The sequence below is a fragment of the Bacillus norwichensis genome, assembly GCF_014836955.1.
Lineage (GTDB): Bacteria > Bacillota > Bacilli > Bacillales > Bacillaceae_C > Siminovitchia > Siminovitchia norwichensis.
On sequence record NZ_JACSPV010000066.1, the window covers coordinates 1 to 15,095 of the forward strand.

Here is a 15,095-nt window from a genome sequence, read left to right on the forward strand (position 1 = left end):
TTCTTGTCCATAGTTGTGATCCTTTACGTTGGATTTGGACAGGAACCACCTGACCTCTCCATTGTAAAGGATTTTTTGTTGTCTAAACTGATAAACTTTGAATCTTTTTAGTATTTTGAATTGATATTTTTAATTAATGCAACGCTAGTGATATCCATGCTATACTTTTACGTAGCTTTAGCGGAAAGGAGATTTCCACGCCCTATGTTAAAAGCACGAATCGATTTTTTGTGCAAAAAGAAAAATATCACCCGAAAAGAGCTGGTCGAAGGTTTAGTGACGCAAACCCATTTTGCCAATATTCTCGCAGATCGTTACCCGCTGGCTGCTGATTTGGCTGAACATATCGCCTCCCGTCTCGGCGTCTCCTCTGATTATCTGCTGCAGGCTTCATCGCAAACGTCTGAAACCTTGGCAAAAGCAGAGGGTATTTTCGAGCTGTTATCCCAAACGGCCTCATCCATCGATGAACAGCAAGTTAATGACTTGCCGGACCGTGATGATACATTAAGCGTCGAGCTGACCACAGCCTTAATGAAGGCCGTATATTACCAGCAGCTTAATGACGCGGCGGCACATGATTATTTGCACCGGAACTATTTGAATTATTACCTTGATAAATATGGGCGGCCGGACGATATTGAGCTGCCTCTGCCGCTCAAAAAAGCGATGTTTTATTATAAAATCCAGCTTTTTAGATCCAAACATCATTATCACGAGGCGCTGCATCAAGCCAAAAAACTTGCGGAACTGCTTGCTCCGGGCAGCGAGCCATGGCTGACGGCGCAAAACTTCATGCTTGAAGCCTTTATTTATTTGAAGCAGCATGACCAGGCGAAACAAACATTTGAGCAAATGATGAAATATGTCTATGAACAAAGGTTCTTTCACCGCTTGAGCGCAATGTATCTTGCCTACAGCGGTTATCAGTTTACGGTCGGACTTGTTCAGGAAGCGCTGCTGGCCTTATCCATGGCGGAAGCACATTTGGTTTATACCTCTAGTCAGGGCGAAATGATGACATCCATCATGAATAACCGGATTGTCATGTTATCGCGGCTCGGCGAATATGGCAAAGCCTTTCAGGAAATTGACCGCTTTGAGGAATTGATTCAGCGCGAGCCCGAAGAAGTTAGAAAGAAATTTCGTCCACTCCTTGATATTTACCGCTGCGAGCTGGCTCTAAACCAAAAGCATTGGGTATTGCTGCCGCAATTAATCAAACAGCTTGAAAGCAGCGCCGAAACAACCGATCAGCAAATGTCACTACTGTTCTACCAAAGCCAGCTATCGTTTGCGCAGGGGCAGATTGAGCCTTCTGTAGAGCAGGCTTTGGCCTGTTTGCCTTATTATGAATCCATTCAACAGACCAACCGCTTGGAGACATTATACGAGTCGCTGGCCGTCACTTCGGAGGATGCTAGAAAATATAAAGAATCCGCTGCCTATTACAAAAAGTTAGTTTACCTGCTGCGAAGCAAATAATAAACAGCAATACAAGCGGGCTTTACTAATCGTTAAAGAGCCGATTTCCCGTTTTCTATTGCCGAAACAGCGTAGTTTACGCAAAATCCACCCCACAACCCGGAAGTAAAACCGCTGAGCACCGCTGCCTTATTGTATCCTTTCAAATCTATTGTCGCCTTTCGATCCACTGTTTACAATTGTGGTAGAGACATCGATGGACTCAAAAATACGATTGCAGAGAGGTGCTTAATATATGGGCTGGTTCGGTAAAAAGAAACCTTCGGAGGACGCTTTGGAAAAGGCAGATCAATTATTAAATAAAGGTTTGAGCGGCATGATGATGAAGGGACTTATCCCCAAACAGCATCGCGAAACCATGAATCAAGGCATTGAGCAGGCCAGACAAGCGCAGCTGGCCGCGGACGGTTCCATTCCCGTCGCGGCTGCCGCGACCGTCCTTGCGGTACGCGATACCGGCAAACTGATTAATTTTGACCCGGTTGTTATTTTGGAACTGGACGTGACGGACAACGATGGCAGTCGTTACACGAAAACGCTCGAAACGCTTGTATCCAAATTACAGGTGCCACGGGCCGGGGACCGCATCGGACTCGGACAGCATCCGGCCAATCCGGCAGAGCTTATCTATATCGGCCCCATGACTTGAATCTGATCCGGGAGGGATGATAATGCAGAAATTCTTAACATCTTTTGGCATGCTTCTCCTGCTTGGCGTTAGCTTTTCCCCGCTGCTGGCTAATTGGTTATGGGACGATCCCTTTATCATTATAGGTTCTTCTTGGTTTGTGCCAGCCATCTGTGCCAGCATTGCCCTATTGATTCTTCCGCCGATATTGAGTAACGTCTTTGGTGTCGGTACTCTCAAAGCGGGACAGCCAGCTGTGGGTCTAATTACGAGTATCCGGCAAACCGGAACGGTGATTAACAACAAACCGGAAGTCAAGCTGGAACTGATGGTAACAAGACAAGACCACGACAAATACCCGGCCAAGCTGCGGATGATTGTTTCGGTCGGGAATTTACCACAATTTCAGCCTGGATCCGTAATTCCCTTACTGGTCTCGGTGAAAAATCCTAACAAGATCGGTTTTGATGCCAAAGGTCATATGAATCAAAATGATCTTCAATCGCTTTTTAATGAACAGCTTGTTAAACAAGGCTTGAGTCCGGAACTAGCGGATATTGCGCAAACCTGGGAGAAAGGTCTAGCTAAAGTAATGGATGTGGTACCACTGGGGATGGCCGCATCCGGAAAAGTTCAACTGCAGCTTACTCTCGTCGTTACCAAACCAAACGGGGAAACATTCAAGGTGACGGTACAAAAAGAACTGATTGTCGTGAATCTTGCCCGGGTGCAGCAAGGTCAAATCATCAATGTCATCTATTCCCCGCTGGACCCTACGAATCTGACGATCGCGCTGCCGGTCACGGAGCAGGAAATCCGGCAGACGTTCGGTACTTAAATATGGAAAAGCGTTAGCCTCCGGGTTGCAGCCAAACCTTTTTATTTTTAACTTTATCTATGGTTGAATGAAACATTAATTAAAAACAATAATGCTAACATTTGTTAAAACTTAACCAACATGCAAATAGAAACAACCTTTCATTTATGGCACTATACATAAATATTTTAAAATGAGAAAGAAGTGAGGAAACTGAATTACGGAAAAACGATGGTTGAATTTTTTTCTAGCGCGGAAGAACTTAAACAGCTTCACAAAATAATTAGTGATTACAACTTACCTATTAAAAGTGAAGATACCTTTGAAAAACAAGCGGTGGGGGTTAGCGAATATTTAAATGAACCTACTTTTATCGAAGCCCGGAATAAAAAACGATCTTTAAACATGATCTCGGGTGTTATTGCATTACCAATCGTTGTCTTTATTGTTTATATGATATTAGGAAAGTTAAAAGTAATAGATCGAGGGGATATTTTTAAAAATGTGCTTGATTGGTTTTTAGCTTATCCATGGGCGTTTATTCTGTACGCTTTTGTATTTGCTTCTATCGTAATTGCACATAAATTAATAGAAAAGAAAATGTATTATAAAATATATCCTAATTTAAAGTTAAAATTATTGGACCAATTAAACTAAAATATTGAAAAGTAGTTTTGAACTAACTTTCTCTCCAAATCAATTGAAAAAATACCTTTAATGAGATAGGAAAGAGCGAGCGCTCTTTCCTATCTCTCATACAATGTGAGAAGGTTGAAAAGTCATTTACAGAACAATAACAGTACCCCATTGCTTTTTTCTATATTTGATATTTAAGTTTAAACTGTTGAGGCTTCTTTTTATTATATAGAATCGTCACCCATTGACCCTCCTCAAAATAAGAGCGATTTTTTGTATATGTCCACACTGTGTTTGTGACAGTGATTGGTTTATTTTGTAAAGAGGTAAATTGTACTGTCAACTTCACTCTACGCTGAGATTCTCCTTTTGCATATGTAATCTCATGGCCGACTGTTCGGTGTGAAAAATCACTTTCGATAATTTGTGCGTTCATTTCAATCCATTCAATTTTTTGATACTTCAATGGTAATAGCCATAGTATGACGAGAATGATTAGGATGAAGATACCCAAACTAATAATAATGAACATATGCATCCCCATTTCATTTTATATTAGAATGTTAAAGCTTCTGGAAGATTAAATTAAGGTTTTAAACAAATAGATCAACTTAAGCGGTAAAGCAAGAAGGAATTTTGTTAGAAAATGGCCTATATTATAGTAATTATAACGTTATACAGGTAGCATTTGTAGTCTTATTGTTTCGGTTATTACCTAAAGCTTCTATATCTTTATGAGAAAAGAGTTTCATCTAAATATGGTGGAGTCCAATTGATAAAATGGGTCAAGTCAAAGCAGGAGGCTGAGCAGTTCTCTCCGACTATTTATCGTAAAAGCATATTTAAAAAAAGTTAGCTATCTGGTTGACCTTATAATACGAAAGGGCACGATTGTGGAATTTCACATCTATAAAATGATCAAACTTTATTCTAAAGCTACAATAAATGTTAAGTCACAATAAAAGTTGTTTAATTAAAAACAAAATCCTTTAAAATGTAGATTACGTTACTCAGCAAACGGGCCATTTAATTGAATAAGATTACACAAAAAGTCGATTTCCAAACGTAAAGGGAATCGACTTTTTAGATTAAATTTTTGCCTAATTATAAAGATTTTACTTTGTTCCTTCGATTAATTTTAAAAGTGTCGTTGACTATTCAGTTGAACTGTATTATGTTATTTTTAAGTTAAACTGTATAGTTGAACTGAATAGAGGGTGAATATATGAAACATAAATTATTACCGTTGTCTGAAACCATGCATTATATTTTATTGGCTCTACGTGAGCCACTCCATGGCTATGCTGTAATGCAGAAGATAGAAAGGACAAGTAATGGTACTGTTATTTTAGCAGCTGGCACATTATACGGTGCGATTGAAAACTTGAATAAGCATGGTTGGATTGAGCCTGTCGGAGAGTCAGGTCGGAGAAAAGTTTATATGATAACTGCGGAAGGAAGAACCATTTTGAAAATGGAACAAACCAGGTTATTGCATATTTTATCCCTGTACGAAGGAAGTGAATCGAATGAAGAAATTTAAGATGTTTTTTGATATTGAAAAAGAGGAGCAATGGCTGAACGAGCAATTACAAAAAGGCTATCGTTGCATAAATATTAGTGGGTTAGGAATATACACTTTCGAAAAAACTGACAAGAGATATGTGATGCGACTGGATTATCAAGATTATTTATCAAAGAAAAAGTTCAAAGATTACAAAGGGATATATGAAGACTTCGGTTGGATTTATATAAATGGCTTCTGGCTTGGTGGAATTCGATATTGGCAAAAAGAAGATGAGGGTCAAAATGAAATCTTCTCGGATCGCCAATCAAAGAGTAATTATTATAAAAGATTGATGGGTTATTCATCTGGTTTGGGTATATTGTTATTGGCTATTTCTTATATGCTCTACAAGGATTCAGGTTTATATTTAGCAGAAGGTCTTTGGAGTATGAAAGGTGCATTATTTTGGAAAGCATTTTTATTTGAAACTCCATTTGCTCTTTTGAGGTTGCTTCCCATCATTATGGTCGTTTTCTTTGGTAGCAGTTTCTATAAAGCTTATCAAAAGCATTCAATGTTAAAAGAAAAATAATACGAGGAGGTTAAGTAGAACTTGTTGTTTTAATTCAAAGAAGTAATTGAGGATATTATATCTTCCACAAACAAGCGCGATTATAGCATAAAGATTGGTTATTTAAATGACTTTATTGTTACGTCCGTGAGTTATTATTATATATATAATAATAGACTTCATAGGAACGCAATGATATAAAGCAGGATGAGCTTTTGACAATATGGATTGGAAATCACTTTAAAAAGGTAACGAAGAAAAACAATGCTAAAAGTTGGGGACGTTATGATATGAATTAATTGAAAAGGAGAAGTATATGAATCATAAATTGCGAAAAAGCCAGAAAAAAATGAGAATAAACTCAGATAATTTACTGACAAAAGAGGAAATTAGATATTTAAAAGTCTTATATAAAAATCGAACACGCTTTGATAAGGGTTTGGAATTTGAATATAATAATCTGCCTCCGCGAAAACCTGAAGTAAAACCAAATTATATCCTTAGTGATGAGACTTTTGAGAGTTTTGAAGTTTTTTCTAAAAAGGTTGCGGAAACAAAAAGAATTACACGAGATGACCTGGTTGAAATGGCTTTACGAAAGTTTATGAGAGATTTTAAATAAATTGTAATGAATAATAAAGTTATTTAAATATGGAAGCTCAAAATCAAATAAAGTGTGTCAGCTAAGGAGTTGGTTCCAGAAGATAGGTTGGGTCCCCCCTATTCATTTTGTTTCTAGTTCTTAAGGGTAGATAAAATACTTTTTACAGAGCATATCATAGTGGATGCTTTTTTGGGGGCACTTTCTTAAAGCTTGAATGAATGCTTTCTACGAAGTAGTCGTACATATGATATCACGAATTGCGTTTCCATAGTCAAAAAACTGTTCGATATGTTGCGCATACGTCAATGGCTTCTGGATAGGCTGTCCATTGTTTTTTGAAGGATTCAAAGGCGATTTGACAGGTGGAATATAGCTGAGTGAATGTCTGATATTCTTTGTTTGATACGTTTAAATGGGGTTGCGAATCAAATGGACGATGCAGCGAATAAGCAATAGGGATGTGAATTTAGATGAAAACTTATACTTGCCCCATTTGTGGATATGATGGGTTAGATGAACTTCCATACGAAAAGGATACTTATGCTCCCTCTTATGAAATTTGCTCTTGTTGTCGTTTTGAATATGGGTACAGTGAAGATCATGATGTGGATTTGGGATATATTGTCACTCCTGATGAAATGAAAGAAGCCGCTTTTCAATTATATCGAAAACAGTGGATTGAAGACGGTGCAGTAGTTGGTCATCCAGAAAGCTATCCAAAAGAATTTCAAGGAAATGGTAAAGTAAAAAGGGATATACTAATTAAACAATTAAAACGTTTAAAGTTACCACTTGATAATTTTACATTTCTTGAGGAATGAGTGCTTTCTACAGAGTTAGTCGTATACATTTTACGAATAACGCATCATAAACAAAGAGCTGTTCGACATGCTGAAAGTTTCTTATTCCTACGTCCACAGATCCTGGATAAAGAGGATCGGTCCATTGTTATCTTCTAATATCCTATAAACAGTATATTTCTTCGGTTCATACTGTTAGTTCTAATATTCGTTCGTAGTTCAACAGATTTTGTTTCTATTTTGGTATACTCTCCATTAATTTTTCAACCTATAAATTAAACTATGAAGTAAATCAGTCCACGTGGTAAAATAACCATAGATTGAAGACGGAATAATTAGACTTTATAGGAGGGGAAGAAAATTATGAAAACGGCGTTAGTATTAGGAGGAACAAGATTTTTTGGAGTAAAGCTAGTTCAATCGTTACTCGACAAAGGTGTATCGGTAACGATTGCTACTAGAGGGAATACGCCTATACCATTCCCGGAAGTAGACTCCATTCAATTTGACCGAAATAATGTTGAATCTTTTCAATCTGCGTTCGAAGGTAGGCAGTGGGATGCGGTATTTGATCAAATTTGCTATTCATCAAATGATGCATGTAACGCTATTGACGTTTTTGAAAATAAGACGAAAAAATACATATTTACCTCCACATTATCGGTTTACGATCTTCATGATAGGGAGCTAAATGAAGATGATTTCGACCCATATTCATATCCTATAAAGTTGGGAGAAACGGACGATTTCACTTATCAAGAAGGGAAACGGCAAGCAGAAGCTGTTTTATTTCAAAAAGCCTCATTCCCAGTTGTGGCCGTTAGATTTCCAATTGTACTGGGCGAAAATGATTATACGAAAAGAATGGTTTATTATATAAACAAGGTTATTGCTGAAGAAACCATTTATTTAAGGAATCTGGAGGCAGACATAAGTTTTATTAATGAAGATGAAGCAGGTAAGTTTCTTAGCTGGATCGGCTCCACAGATTTTCAGGGCCCAATTAATGCTTGCACAAATGGGACAGTTACTTTAAGAGAATTTTTAACATACATTGAGGAAGCAACAGGGAAAAAAGCAAAAGTGGAAATAAGTCAGGATGATGAGAAGGAAACACCATATGCGATTTCAAGTACATGGACGTTGTCCAATCGAAAAGCATCGGATTTAGGCTTTCAATTTGAAAATATGCATGAATGGCTTCCTGAATTAATTAAAAAATCAATACAGTAACTAATAAAAGGTGCCCTAATGGAATAACCCTAGCAGGAACCAATCGAACCTTTGTAAAAATGAACACCTGCTTGGATATTTCTAAAAATCAGCCGATAACATGTTGAAACACTTTGAAAGTGTCGATGAATCAATAAGGTGGATTTTCCCCGGAAATTGCTGTTTTGATCCATATATTTGATGTAGTTTTTGAACCAATGGGCGTATGATGGATTCAAAAAACACAAACAGAATATTCCGGACTCTTGAGAGAGTTGGGATTTACTGAAACCTTTTTGACTGTTTTCTTGCGTTTTACACTTTAGCCTACATCAATAAATGATCTAATTGAGCATATTCGAACATCTTTGATTGATAATCTTCGAATATAATGGATAAGTGGATTCCTTGAATGCGATTTTTGGTTATGGTTTTCCAAGTGAGTTCCTTATAATTAGGGAGTTGGACCAGACTTACGATACCCTAATTATAAGGTTTTTTGTTTGTAATCAGGATGATTAACATTTGAATAATTTAACTATTCCGAATTAATAGGGTTATAAATAGACATGAGGCGAACAGAAAGAGGGAAGTACACTTTGAAATTGTTGTAGAGGAGGGCAGCTATGCGATCCTCTCGCTTAATAAGGGTCATTAAGGCTTCGTTATGTCCAAATGACCGTGTCAATCACTCCTGCGTTCCTCATTTTCCGGCGGACGCTTTTCCCGTGAACATGATGGATTCGCAAAGCTTAACAAATTAACGCCCCCGTTTTTGATTGTTGGCTTCTAATAAGCTATCAAACTTTATTTTTTTCAAATTAGCATCATTTAACTAATGTGCAAGATTATCCAGATGTCTTTTCCGATTTAATCCAATACACACAACGGTTATTACCTTTCAAGATATGTTCGTCTCTTGAGATCTTAACATCGTTGCCAAGGACGTCTTGGAACATTTCCAATTCCTTTTTACAAAGGTTGGTGCATGCCCGCGCCGCTTCGCAAATCGGGCAATGCTTCTCCACAAAATAAAAGGATTCGTCGGCGTTCTCGATTACGTCTGCCATAAATCCCTCATCTGTTCGCGATTTAGCAAGGGCCTTTAATTTTTCCTTCAACGAAAGGTCCGCTGGCGCCTTGCTTCGATAATTCATGACTTGTTTACGTGTACGAATCTCCAGCAGTTTTTCCAATCCATCGTCTCCGAATGCTTCTTTCATGGATTCAATCAGGCTGACTGTGAGATCGGCATACCCGTCAGGAAATAGCCGATTAGCCTCAGAGGTAAGCTTCCACATCTTCGCAGGTCGCCCCATGGTTCTTGGTTCTTCCGTGAAAGTAACCAACCTTTGTTCATGCAAATCATATAAATGCTGCCGCACTGCCATTGCAGTAACACCAAGTTGGTTTGCCAATTGAAGGGCATCCATAGAACCATTGTGTTTTAGCAAGTCCACAATGGATCTTCTTGTCCTTTCGGTACCTTCTTTTGCGCGCGATTTCATTTTTTTCATTCCATTCATGTGCAATTTTGATACTAAATAGATTATAAAGAAAAGTGTTGACAAAGTCAAAACAGCAGGATATGTTATTTCTAAAGATCTTTGTTTAGAAAGTATTCGGATACTGAATGGGTATAAATACGAAAGATTCGCGAGAATTTAGAGTTATTTGAGGGGGGTTTTAATAAGATTAGATGGAAATAAAAGTGAAAAAATACCTCGTATTAGCAACATTTCTCAATAACATGTGCATAGCTAAGACGAGCGCTAAGGGTAAACCTATGGTGAGGAAAAGATCTCGGATAAGAGTTTAATTTTGGCGAACCATTATCATGGCTCTACATAACTTTTTAAAATTGCCCCATAAACTGATTCGGATCGTCAGGATTAAAAAATAGTTTAATATTCAAATGTTTTATTTGGTAAAGCAAACTCATTTTTGAGAAGCACTGAGCTCTAAAAGTTTAATGAAATCCTCCTGCTAATGAGAGGTAGATCAATGGGGTTGGATAAGGATTACTTGTCTCGTCTGCCTTGGCATATGCTGTGAGGCAATACTTGATGGAAGGTGAACAGATTGTCTTCAACGCAAAGCATTTTTGGGCAACGTTATCTGGCATTAACGGTCGGTATTATTTTAGCTTCCATGACTATCGGGTTTGAAGGATTAGCCGTTACGACGGTTGCACCAGTCATAGCTGGAGATTTGCAAGGAATTCATCTGTTTGGTTGGATATTCAGCGCTTATTTACTTGCACAAATTGTTGGCACCCTGGTTATAGGTCGGCAAATTGACAGAAAAGGTCCTGCTTTGCTTTTTACTATGGCTATTCTGATATTTGCAATTGGTTTAATCTTAGCTGCACTTGCGAGTAACATGTATGTTTTGATTGGCTCTCGCGCTTTGCAAGGATTTGGTGCAGGGGCGATGTATACATGCATATACACAGCTATTTCTTTGAGCTACCCTGATGAGCTGCGCGCTAAAATATTGGGAGCTCTTGGTACTGCTTACGTGTTGCCTTCAATGCTTGGTCCTTATGTTGCTGGGGTCATTGCTCAACAATTTTCTTGGCGGTTTGTTTTTTGGGGAGTTCTTCCTTTTTTACTCCTGGCAGTCCTCCTTAGTATGCCAGTCTTCCGCAAATTAAAAATGCCAAGCGTTCAAGAGGAGAAGGAAACAGGGGTTATTGGGTTGTCTGTCCTGCTAGCAATCGGGACCGGGATTTTCTTAAGCGGACTTGGTATGCTCCCAAAACTGTTAGGAATCGTACTGCTGCTTATCGGCTTATCTCTTATGACACAGCCCCTTCGTAGACTGTTGCCAAAAGGTACGTTGACATTTCGTTCAGGATTATCGTCTCTCGTCGCTTCCCGTGGGTTATTTTTTGCCGCTTATGTCAGTACACAGAACTTTCTGGTACTGGCTTTGACGGATACAAAAGGATTGACCTCAGATAGAGCCGGTCTTATTGTGGCAAGTGCAGCGATAAGCTGGTGTATCGTAGCTATGTTACAGGCTCGTTGGGATGAGGCTGATCAAGGGCGAGGGAGACATAAACGGATCATCTTTGGTATATTCCTGATAATTATCGGAATTGCAATTATGGTTTGGATTCCTGCCATCAACATTATATTAGCTGTGCTTGGTGAAATCATCATTGGCATTGGGATCGGGTTAGCTCATACGGTTAGCGGTACAGTCGCTTTTGCTCTAGCTAAAGAGGGTGAGGCTGGACAGGTCTCCGGAAATTTACAATTTGCCGATTCGTTTACGCCTGGTGTTGCAGTCGGAATCGGCGGCGCTATTATCGCGATGAGTCAAACAGCGGGAATGTCATTGGAAACTGGAATTACTTTTTCTATGATGTTTAATCTGGCATTGATTTTGTTAAGCTTGTTTGCGAGCGTACGAACCAAGCAAACCCAATCAGCCAGCTAATTGTCCCTATGATGTTCAGTTAGTGTTCTTAGCTTTAAATGGTGCTGCTGGAATTTGAGAAATAAGAGGATTTCCAAAATTGGAGAACTGGAAGAAGTAAAAATGAACAGTTAATAATGGGGATAGATGGTTAAATTAGCAAATACATCTTCGCAAAGGTGCTCAGAAAGTGCCTTTGCGAATAGAAGTATATCTTACTGAAAAATGAATAAACATCGGTTTTGTGGGATGGGGGAAGTACCAGTGAACCTTGTGTTTATACTCAAAAAATCTCTGCTTTTACCGAAGAAAGAAGCCCTATTTCAATTAAATAGAGTGAATATGAAAGATACTCTTTTTTATATGGTATGTCTGATGATTCTATTATTTTTTCCTGAAGTCATAAAAATGATAATGAATGGAGATCAGGTAAGTGAAGGTTTATCATACAGTACATACATCATTCAAATCCTTGTACTTTATTCCCTTCTGATTCTTTTTATGGCTGTAACAGGCATTTCCATTCTAGCATTTTTTTCATTGATCATAGCAAAGCTAGTGAAAAGAAAGCTTGCCTATCATTACCTTTGGAAAATAACTGTATATGCAGCGACATATCCCGTATTGATTTATATGGTTCTGAAACTTTTTCAAATAGATTATGTAGTGGTCAATCAATTCCCTCTGATTGTTTTATTTTTGCTCATTTATAAGATAATCCTTATTTATCCAAAAAGATCAAGCTAATCATCCAAAACAAACTAACTAGAAAATGTGGAGGTACAAAATGGCTTTTGTTATAACAGCTCCTTGTGAAGATGAAAGAGCCGCGGAATGCGTCGAAGTTTGTCCTGTAGATTGTATTCAAATTGGATTAGAGCATTACTTAATTGATCCTGATCTATGTATTGATTGCGGCAATTGTGTGTCTGTTTGCCCTGTTGATGCAATTTATCATGAAGACGATTTACTAACTGAAGATCTACCATATCTTGAGAAGGCTCGCGCTTTCTTTAATAGATAATAAATGTTCGAATATATACAGATAATAACAAAAATGATGAAAGAAAAATCGCAAGACTAATTACCCACAGGAATATATTGTTTAAATATAGCTTATAGTCTCTATGTCTGGCGCAAACGGCGGAGGGTCCTGCAGAACCGAATTTATAGTGTTTTTAATTAGGGCAAAGCTAGTGAATAACTAAAAAAAAGGCGCTCTAATGGAATAACACAAGCAGGAAAAAATCAATCTTTCTTATAGAATATTTTAAGAGCCTGTTTTGAATCAACTTTCTTCAAAAACAGGCCCTGATCTTTTTGCTGAAATAGGCTTTTGTAATCCTATTTTGATGCTGCAACAGGTATTCACGATATTTTGTCTCTCTTATGTCTGATCACTATTTTCCTCTACATATCTTTTAAGAGCTAACAGCTTTCTGTCCCAATATTGCTCAAAGAAAGTAAGCCAATCTTTTAGTTCAACCAATGGTTCTGGATTAAGCGTATAACGAGTTTCGCGTCCAACCTTTCGGCTTCTGACAAGACTGGCATTTGCAAGAATATGCAGATGTTTGTTCACAGCAGTACGGCTTATCGGGAAGAATCTTACAATTTCAGTTATCGACATTTCCTTTTCAGCTAGCAATTTTAACATACTCCGACGAGTTGGGTCAGAAATTGCTTGAAAAATATCTTGCTTAGATTGATCGGTCATTCTTAAGCCGCAACATATTTTGGAAGTTTTTCTTTTACGATTTTTTCCCATCCGCCGTTCATAGTGTCAAAAACATTCAATGTTTCTGCACTCCAACCAGAATGAATAAGGGTAAATTCAGTTTTTTCATCTTCTAACGATCTCAACTCAAATGTAAGGTGCCACTCTTTATCCCAGTCGAAACTGACACGCTTCAAAGGTTCTAATTCAGTAACTTTACAAGGGGAATCACCGTATGGACCTGCATGAAGGACAAAGTCCTTTCCCAAAACAGCTTCAAAAGTATTTGCCATCCACCATGCTGCAATACCTTCTGATGTTGAAACAGCTTTCCACACTTTTTCAATTGGAGCATCCAATACGATAGTTTTACGAATTACAGGTGTTTGCATAAATTAATACCTCCAATGAAGTTTAACACCTTTTGGTGTCATAAGGTTATTATAACACCAAAAGGTGTTATATCAAATGTGTTTTCTGGTTTAATTATTCCACAAATAATACCTATATAGCCGTAATCTTACAATTACGCCCAGGCAGATGATTAAATAAATTTGTTTGAAGGTTGAACGATATGAAAGATTCATATCTCCTTGTATAATAAAAGTAAAGAATACTTGTTTGTAGAAATTGGGCAGTATGGAGGAAGAAAAATGAAGATATTAGAACTAGCAATTGAATTTGAATTTAATGGACAAAAAAATTACATTTATCCTAGCTTAATTGTATCGAATGATCAATTAACGTTGGTCGATACAGGATATACAAATTTTTTAACCTTAATTGAAAATGAAATTCTAGAGAATGGATATGAAATGAAGAATTTAAAGAATATAATCATTACTCACTATGATGATGATCATATAGGTTCTTTATATGACTTCAAAGAAAAGTATCCGTGGATTAATATTATAGCCAGTGAAATTGAATCTAAGTATATTAGTGGTGAGATGAAGTCAGAGAGATTGGTTCAAGCTGAAGAAATGCTAGAAAATATGCCAAATGAAGAAATCGAATTTGGTAAATGGTTCATACAGCAATTAAAGAATTTGAAGCATGTCCCAATTGATGAAAAGGTACATGATGGTGATATGATTCTAGATAATGAATGCAGAGTTGTAGCAACACCGGGGCATACTTCAGGACATATTTCATTATATTTTCCGAATTTAAAAAGTGTAATTACTGGTGATGCAGCTGTTCAGGATAATCATGAATTGGTCATTGCTAATCCACACTTTTGTTTAAATATTGAGAAAGCGAAACAGTCTTTAAGTGTGATTAAAGACCTTAAGGCTGAAACGTACTATTGCTATCATGGTGGGAAGTTTACTTTATAACAGGGAGCTAAACGTAAAAGCTCTTGAATGATTATTAAGCTTTATCCAATAATCATGAACATAATTAAAAATAAATAACTTAAATCCCCTTCCTGTTATTTTATCGTTGGAAGGGGATTACTTTTATGGTAAAAAATTCATATTGGTTTTCTCATTAAAAGGTCTGTAAATAAACACTCGGCAAATAATTATGTTAAGCCGCATAAGGATTATAAAAGAATCCACTTAAAATGACTGTTAATTGATGAAGAAGTATAGTTTGACAATATAATGTTATTAACTCAACTTTCGCACCAACAAAATAAGTACTAATCGTTGGCTAGACTGAATCTTGAGCCTATCAATTATGTTG

Annotated in this window: 17 protein-coding genes; 13 read left to right on the top strand and 4 right to left on the bottom strand. The window is 37.5% G+C overall.

Going from position 1 to position 15,095, the window contains the following annotated elements; all coding sequences use genetic code 11:
- Positions 1 to 204 precede the first annotated feature (204 nt).
- The 4 genes from H9631_RS21090 to H9631_RS21105 all read left to right on the top strand — a co-directional run bounded on the left by H9631_RS21090 (position 205) and on the right by H9631_RS21105 (position 3,587).
- Positions 205 to 1,485: a helix-turn-helix domain-containing protein gene (locus tag H9631_RS21090; RefSeq protein ID WP_191816255.1), complete on the top strand. Its 1,281-nt coding sequence runs from the start codon at positions 205 to 207 to the stop codon at positions 1,483 to 1,485.
- Between the two features lie 235 nt (positions 1,486 to 1,720).
- Positions 1,721 to 2,134, top strand: coding sequence for a hypothetical protein (locus tag H9631_RS21095; protein ID WP_191816257.1), 414 nt, complete (start codon positions 1,721 to 1,723; stop codon positions 2,132 to 2,134).
- Between the two features lie 22 nt (positions 2,135 to 2,156).
- Positions 2,157 to 2,951 (top strand): hypothetical protein, encoded by a 795-nt coding sequence (locus H9631_RS21100; protein WP_191816259.1) that lies wholly within the window; start codon positions 2,157 to 2,159, stop codon positions 2,949 to 2,951.
- 183 nt (positions 2,952 to 3,134) lie between these two features.
- Entirely contained in the window at positions 3,135 to 3,587 is a 453-nt protein-coding gene (locus H9631_RS21105; protein WP_191816261.1) for a DUF6097 family protein, read from the top strand.
- A 160-nt stretch (positions 3,588 to 3,747) separates the two neighbouring features.
- Here H9631_RS21105 and H9631_RS21110 read toward each other — a convergent pair whose 3' ends face one another.
- Positions 3,748 to 4,098: a DUF3592 domain-containing protein gene (locus H9631_RS21110; RefSeq protein WP_191816263.1), complete on the bottom strand. Its 351-nt coding sequence runs from the start codon at positions 4,096 to 4,098 to the stop codon at positions 3,748 to 3,750.
- Between the two features lie 693 nt (positions 4,099 to 4,791).
- On the opposite strand from H9631_RS21110, the gene H9631_RS21115 reads away from it, so the two are divergent.
- The 5 genes from H9631_RS21115 to H9631_RS21140 all read left to right on the top strand — a co-directional run bounded on the left by H9631_RS21115 (position 4,792) and on the right by H9631_RS21140 (position 8,281).
- Positions 4,792 to 5,109, top strand: a complete 318-nt coding sequence (locus H9631_RS21115; RefSeq protein WP_191816265.1) for a PadR family transcriptional regulator — start codon at positions 4,792 to 4,794, stop codon at positions 5,107 to 5,109.
- Complete coding sequence (locus H9631_RS21120) at positions 5,096 to 5,665, top strand: DUF2812 domain-containing protein (protein WP_191816267.1); 570 nt, start codon at positions 5,096 to 5,098, stop codon at positions 5,663 to 5,665. Before H9631_RS21115 ends, H9631_RS21120 begins: the two co-directional genes overlap by 14 nt.
- A gap of 295 nt (positions 5,666 to 5,960) precedes the next feature.
- The gene (locus H9631_RS21125; protein WP_191816269.1) at positions 5,961 to 6,266 is read left to right on the top strand and encodes a hypothetical protein; all 306 of its coding nucleotides are present in this window, start codon (positions 5,961 to 5,963) and stop codon (positions 6,264 to 6,266) included.
- Between the two features lie 452 nt (positions 6,267 to 6,718).
- Positions 6,719 to 7,069, top strand: coding sequence for a hypothetical protein (locus H9631_RS21130; RefSeq protein ID WP_191816271.1), 351 nt, complete (start codon positions 6,719 to 6,721; stop codon positions 7,067 to 7,069).
- A gap of 342 nt (positions 7,070 to 7,411) precedes the next feature.
- Positions 7,412 to 8,281, top strand: a complete 870-nt coding sequence (locus H9631_RS21140; RefSeq protein ID WP_191816273.1) for an NAD-dependent epimerase/dehydratase family protein — start codon at positions 7,412 to 7,414, stop codon at positions 8,279 to 8,281.
- A gap of 827 nt (positions 8,282 to 9,108) precedes the next feature.
- Here the strand turns inward: H9631_RS21140 and H9631_RS21145 are convergent.
- Positions 9,109 to 9,768: a helix-turn-helix transcriptional regulator gene (locus H9631_RS21145; RefSeq protein ID WP_191816275.1), complete on the bottom strand. Its 660-nt coding sequence runs from the start codon at positions 9,766 to 9,768 to the stop codon at positions 9,109 to 9,111.
- A 574-nt stretch (positions 9,769 to 10,342) separates the two neighbouring features.
- Here H9631_RS21145 and H9631_RS21150 point away from each other — a divergent pair.
- The 3 genes from H9631_RS21150 (at position 10,343) to H9631_RS21160 (ending at position 12,710) form a co-directional block, all read left to right on the top strand.
- Positions 10,343 to 11,707, top strand: a complete 1,365-nt coding sequence (locus H9631_RS21150) for an MFS transporter (RefSeq protein ID WP_225221194.1) — start codon at positions 10,343 to 10,345, stop codon at positions 11,705 to 11,707.
- Positions 11,708 to 11,950: 243 nt separating this feature from the next.
- The gene (locus tag H9631_RS21155; protein ID WP_191816277.1) at positions 11,951 to 12,433 is read left to right on the top strand and encodes a DUF1189 family protein; all 483 of its coding nucleotides are present in this window, start codon (positions 11,951 to 11,953) and stop codon (positions 12,431 to 12,433) included.
- Between the two features lie 40 nt (positions 12,434 to 12,473).
- Complete coding sequence (locus tag H9631_RS21160) at positions 12,474 to 12,710, top strand: indolepyruvate ferredoxin oxidoreductase subunit alpha (protein WP_191816279.1); 237 nt, start codon at positions 12,474 to 12,476, stop codon at positions 12,708 to 12,710.
- Positions 12,711 to 13,073: 363 nt separating this feature from the next.
- On the opposite strand, the gene H9631_RS21165 is transcribed toward H9631_RS21160, so the two are convergent.
- Together H9631_RS21165 and H9631_RS21170 are read right to left on the bottom strand one after the other, a co-directional pair.
- The gene (locus H9631_RS21165; protein WP_191816281.1) at positions 13,074 to 13,403 is read right to left on the bottom strand and encodes an ArsR/SmtB family transcription factor; all 330 of its coding nucleotides are present in this window, start codon (positions 13,401 to 13,403) and stop codon (positions 13,074 to 13,076) included.
- Positions 13,404 to 13,405: 2 nt separating this feature from the next.
- Positions 13,406 to 13,795, bottom strand: coding sequence for an SRPBCC family protein (locus tag H9631_RS21170; protein WP_191816283.1), 390 nt, complete (start codon positions 13,793 to 13,795; stop codon positions 13,406 to 13,408).
- 261 nt (positions 13,796 to 14,056) lie between these two features.
- Here H9631_RS21170 and H9631_RS21175 point away from each other — a divergent pair, with 261 nt between their 5' ends.
- A complete protein-coding gene (locus H9631_RS21175; RefSeq protein ID WP_191816285.1) occupies positions 14,057 to 14,743 on the top strand; it encodes an MBL fold metallo-hydrolase in 687 nt (228 codons plus the stop codon).
- Positions 14,744 to 15,095 lie beyond the last annotated feature (352 nt).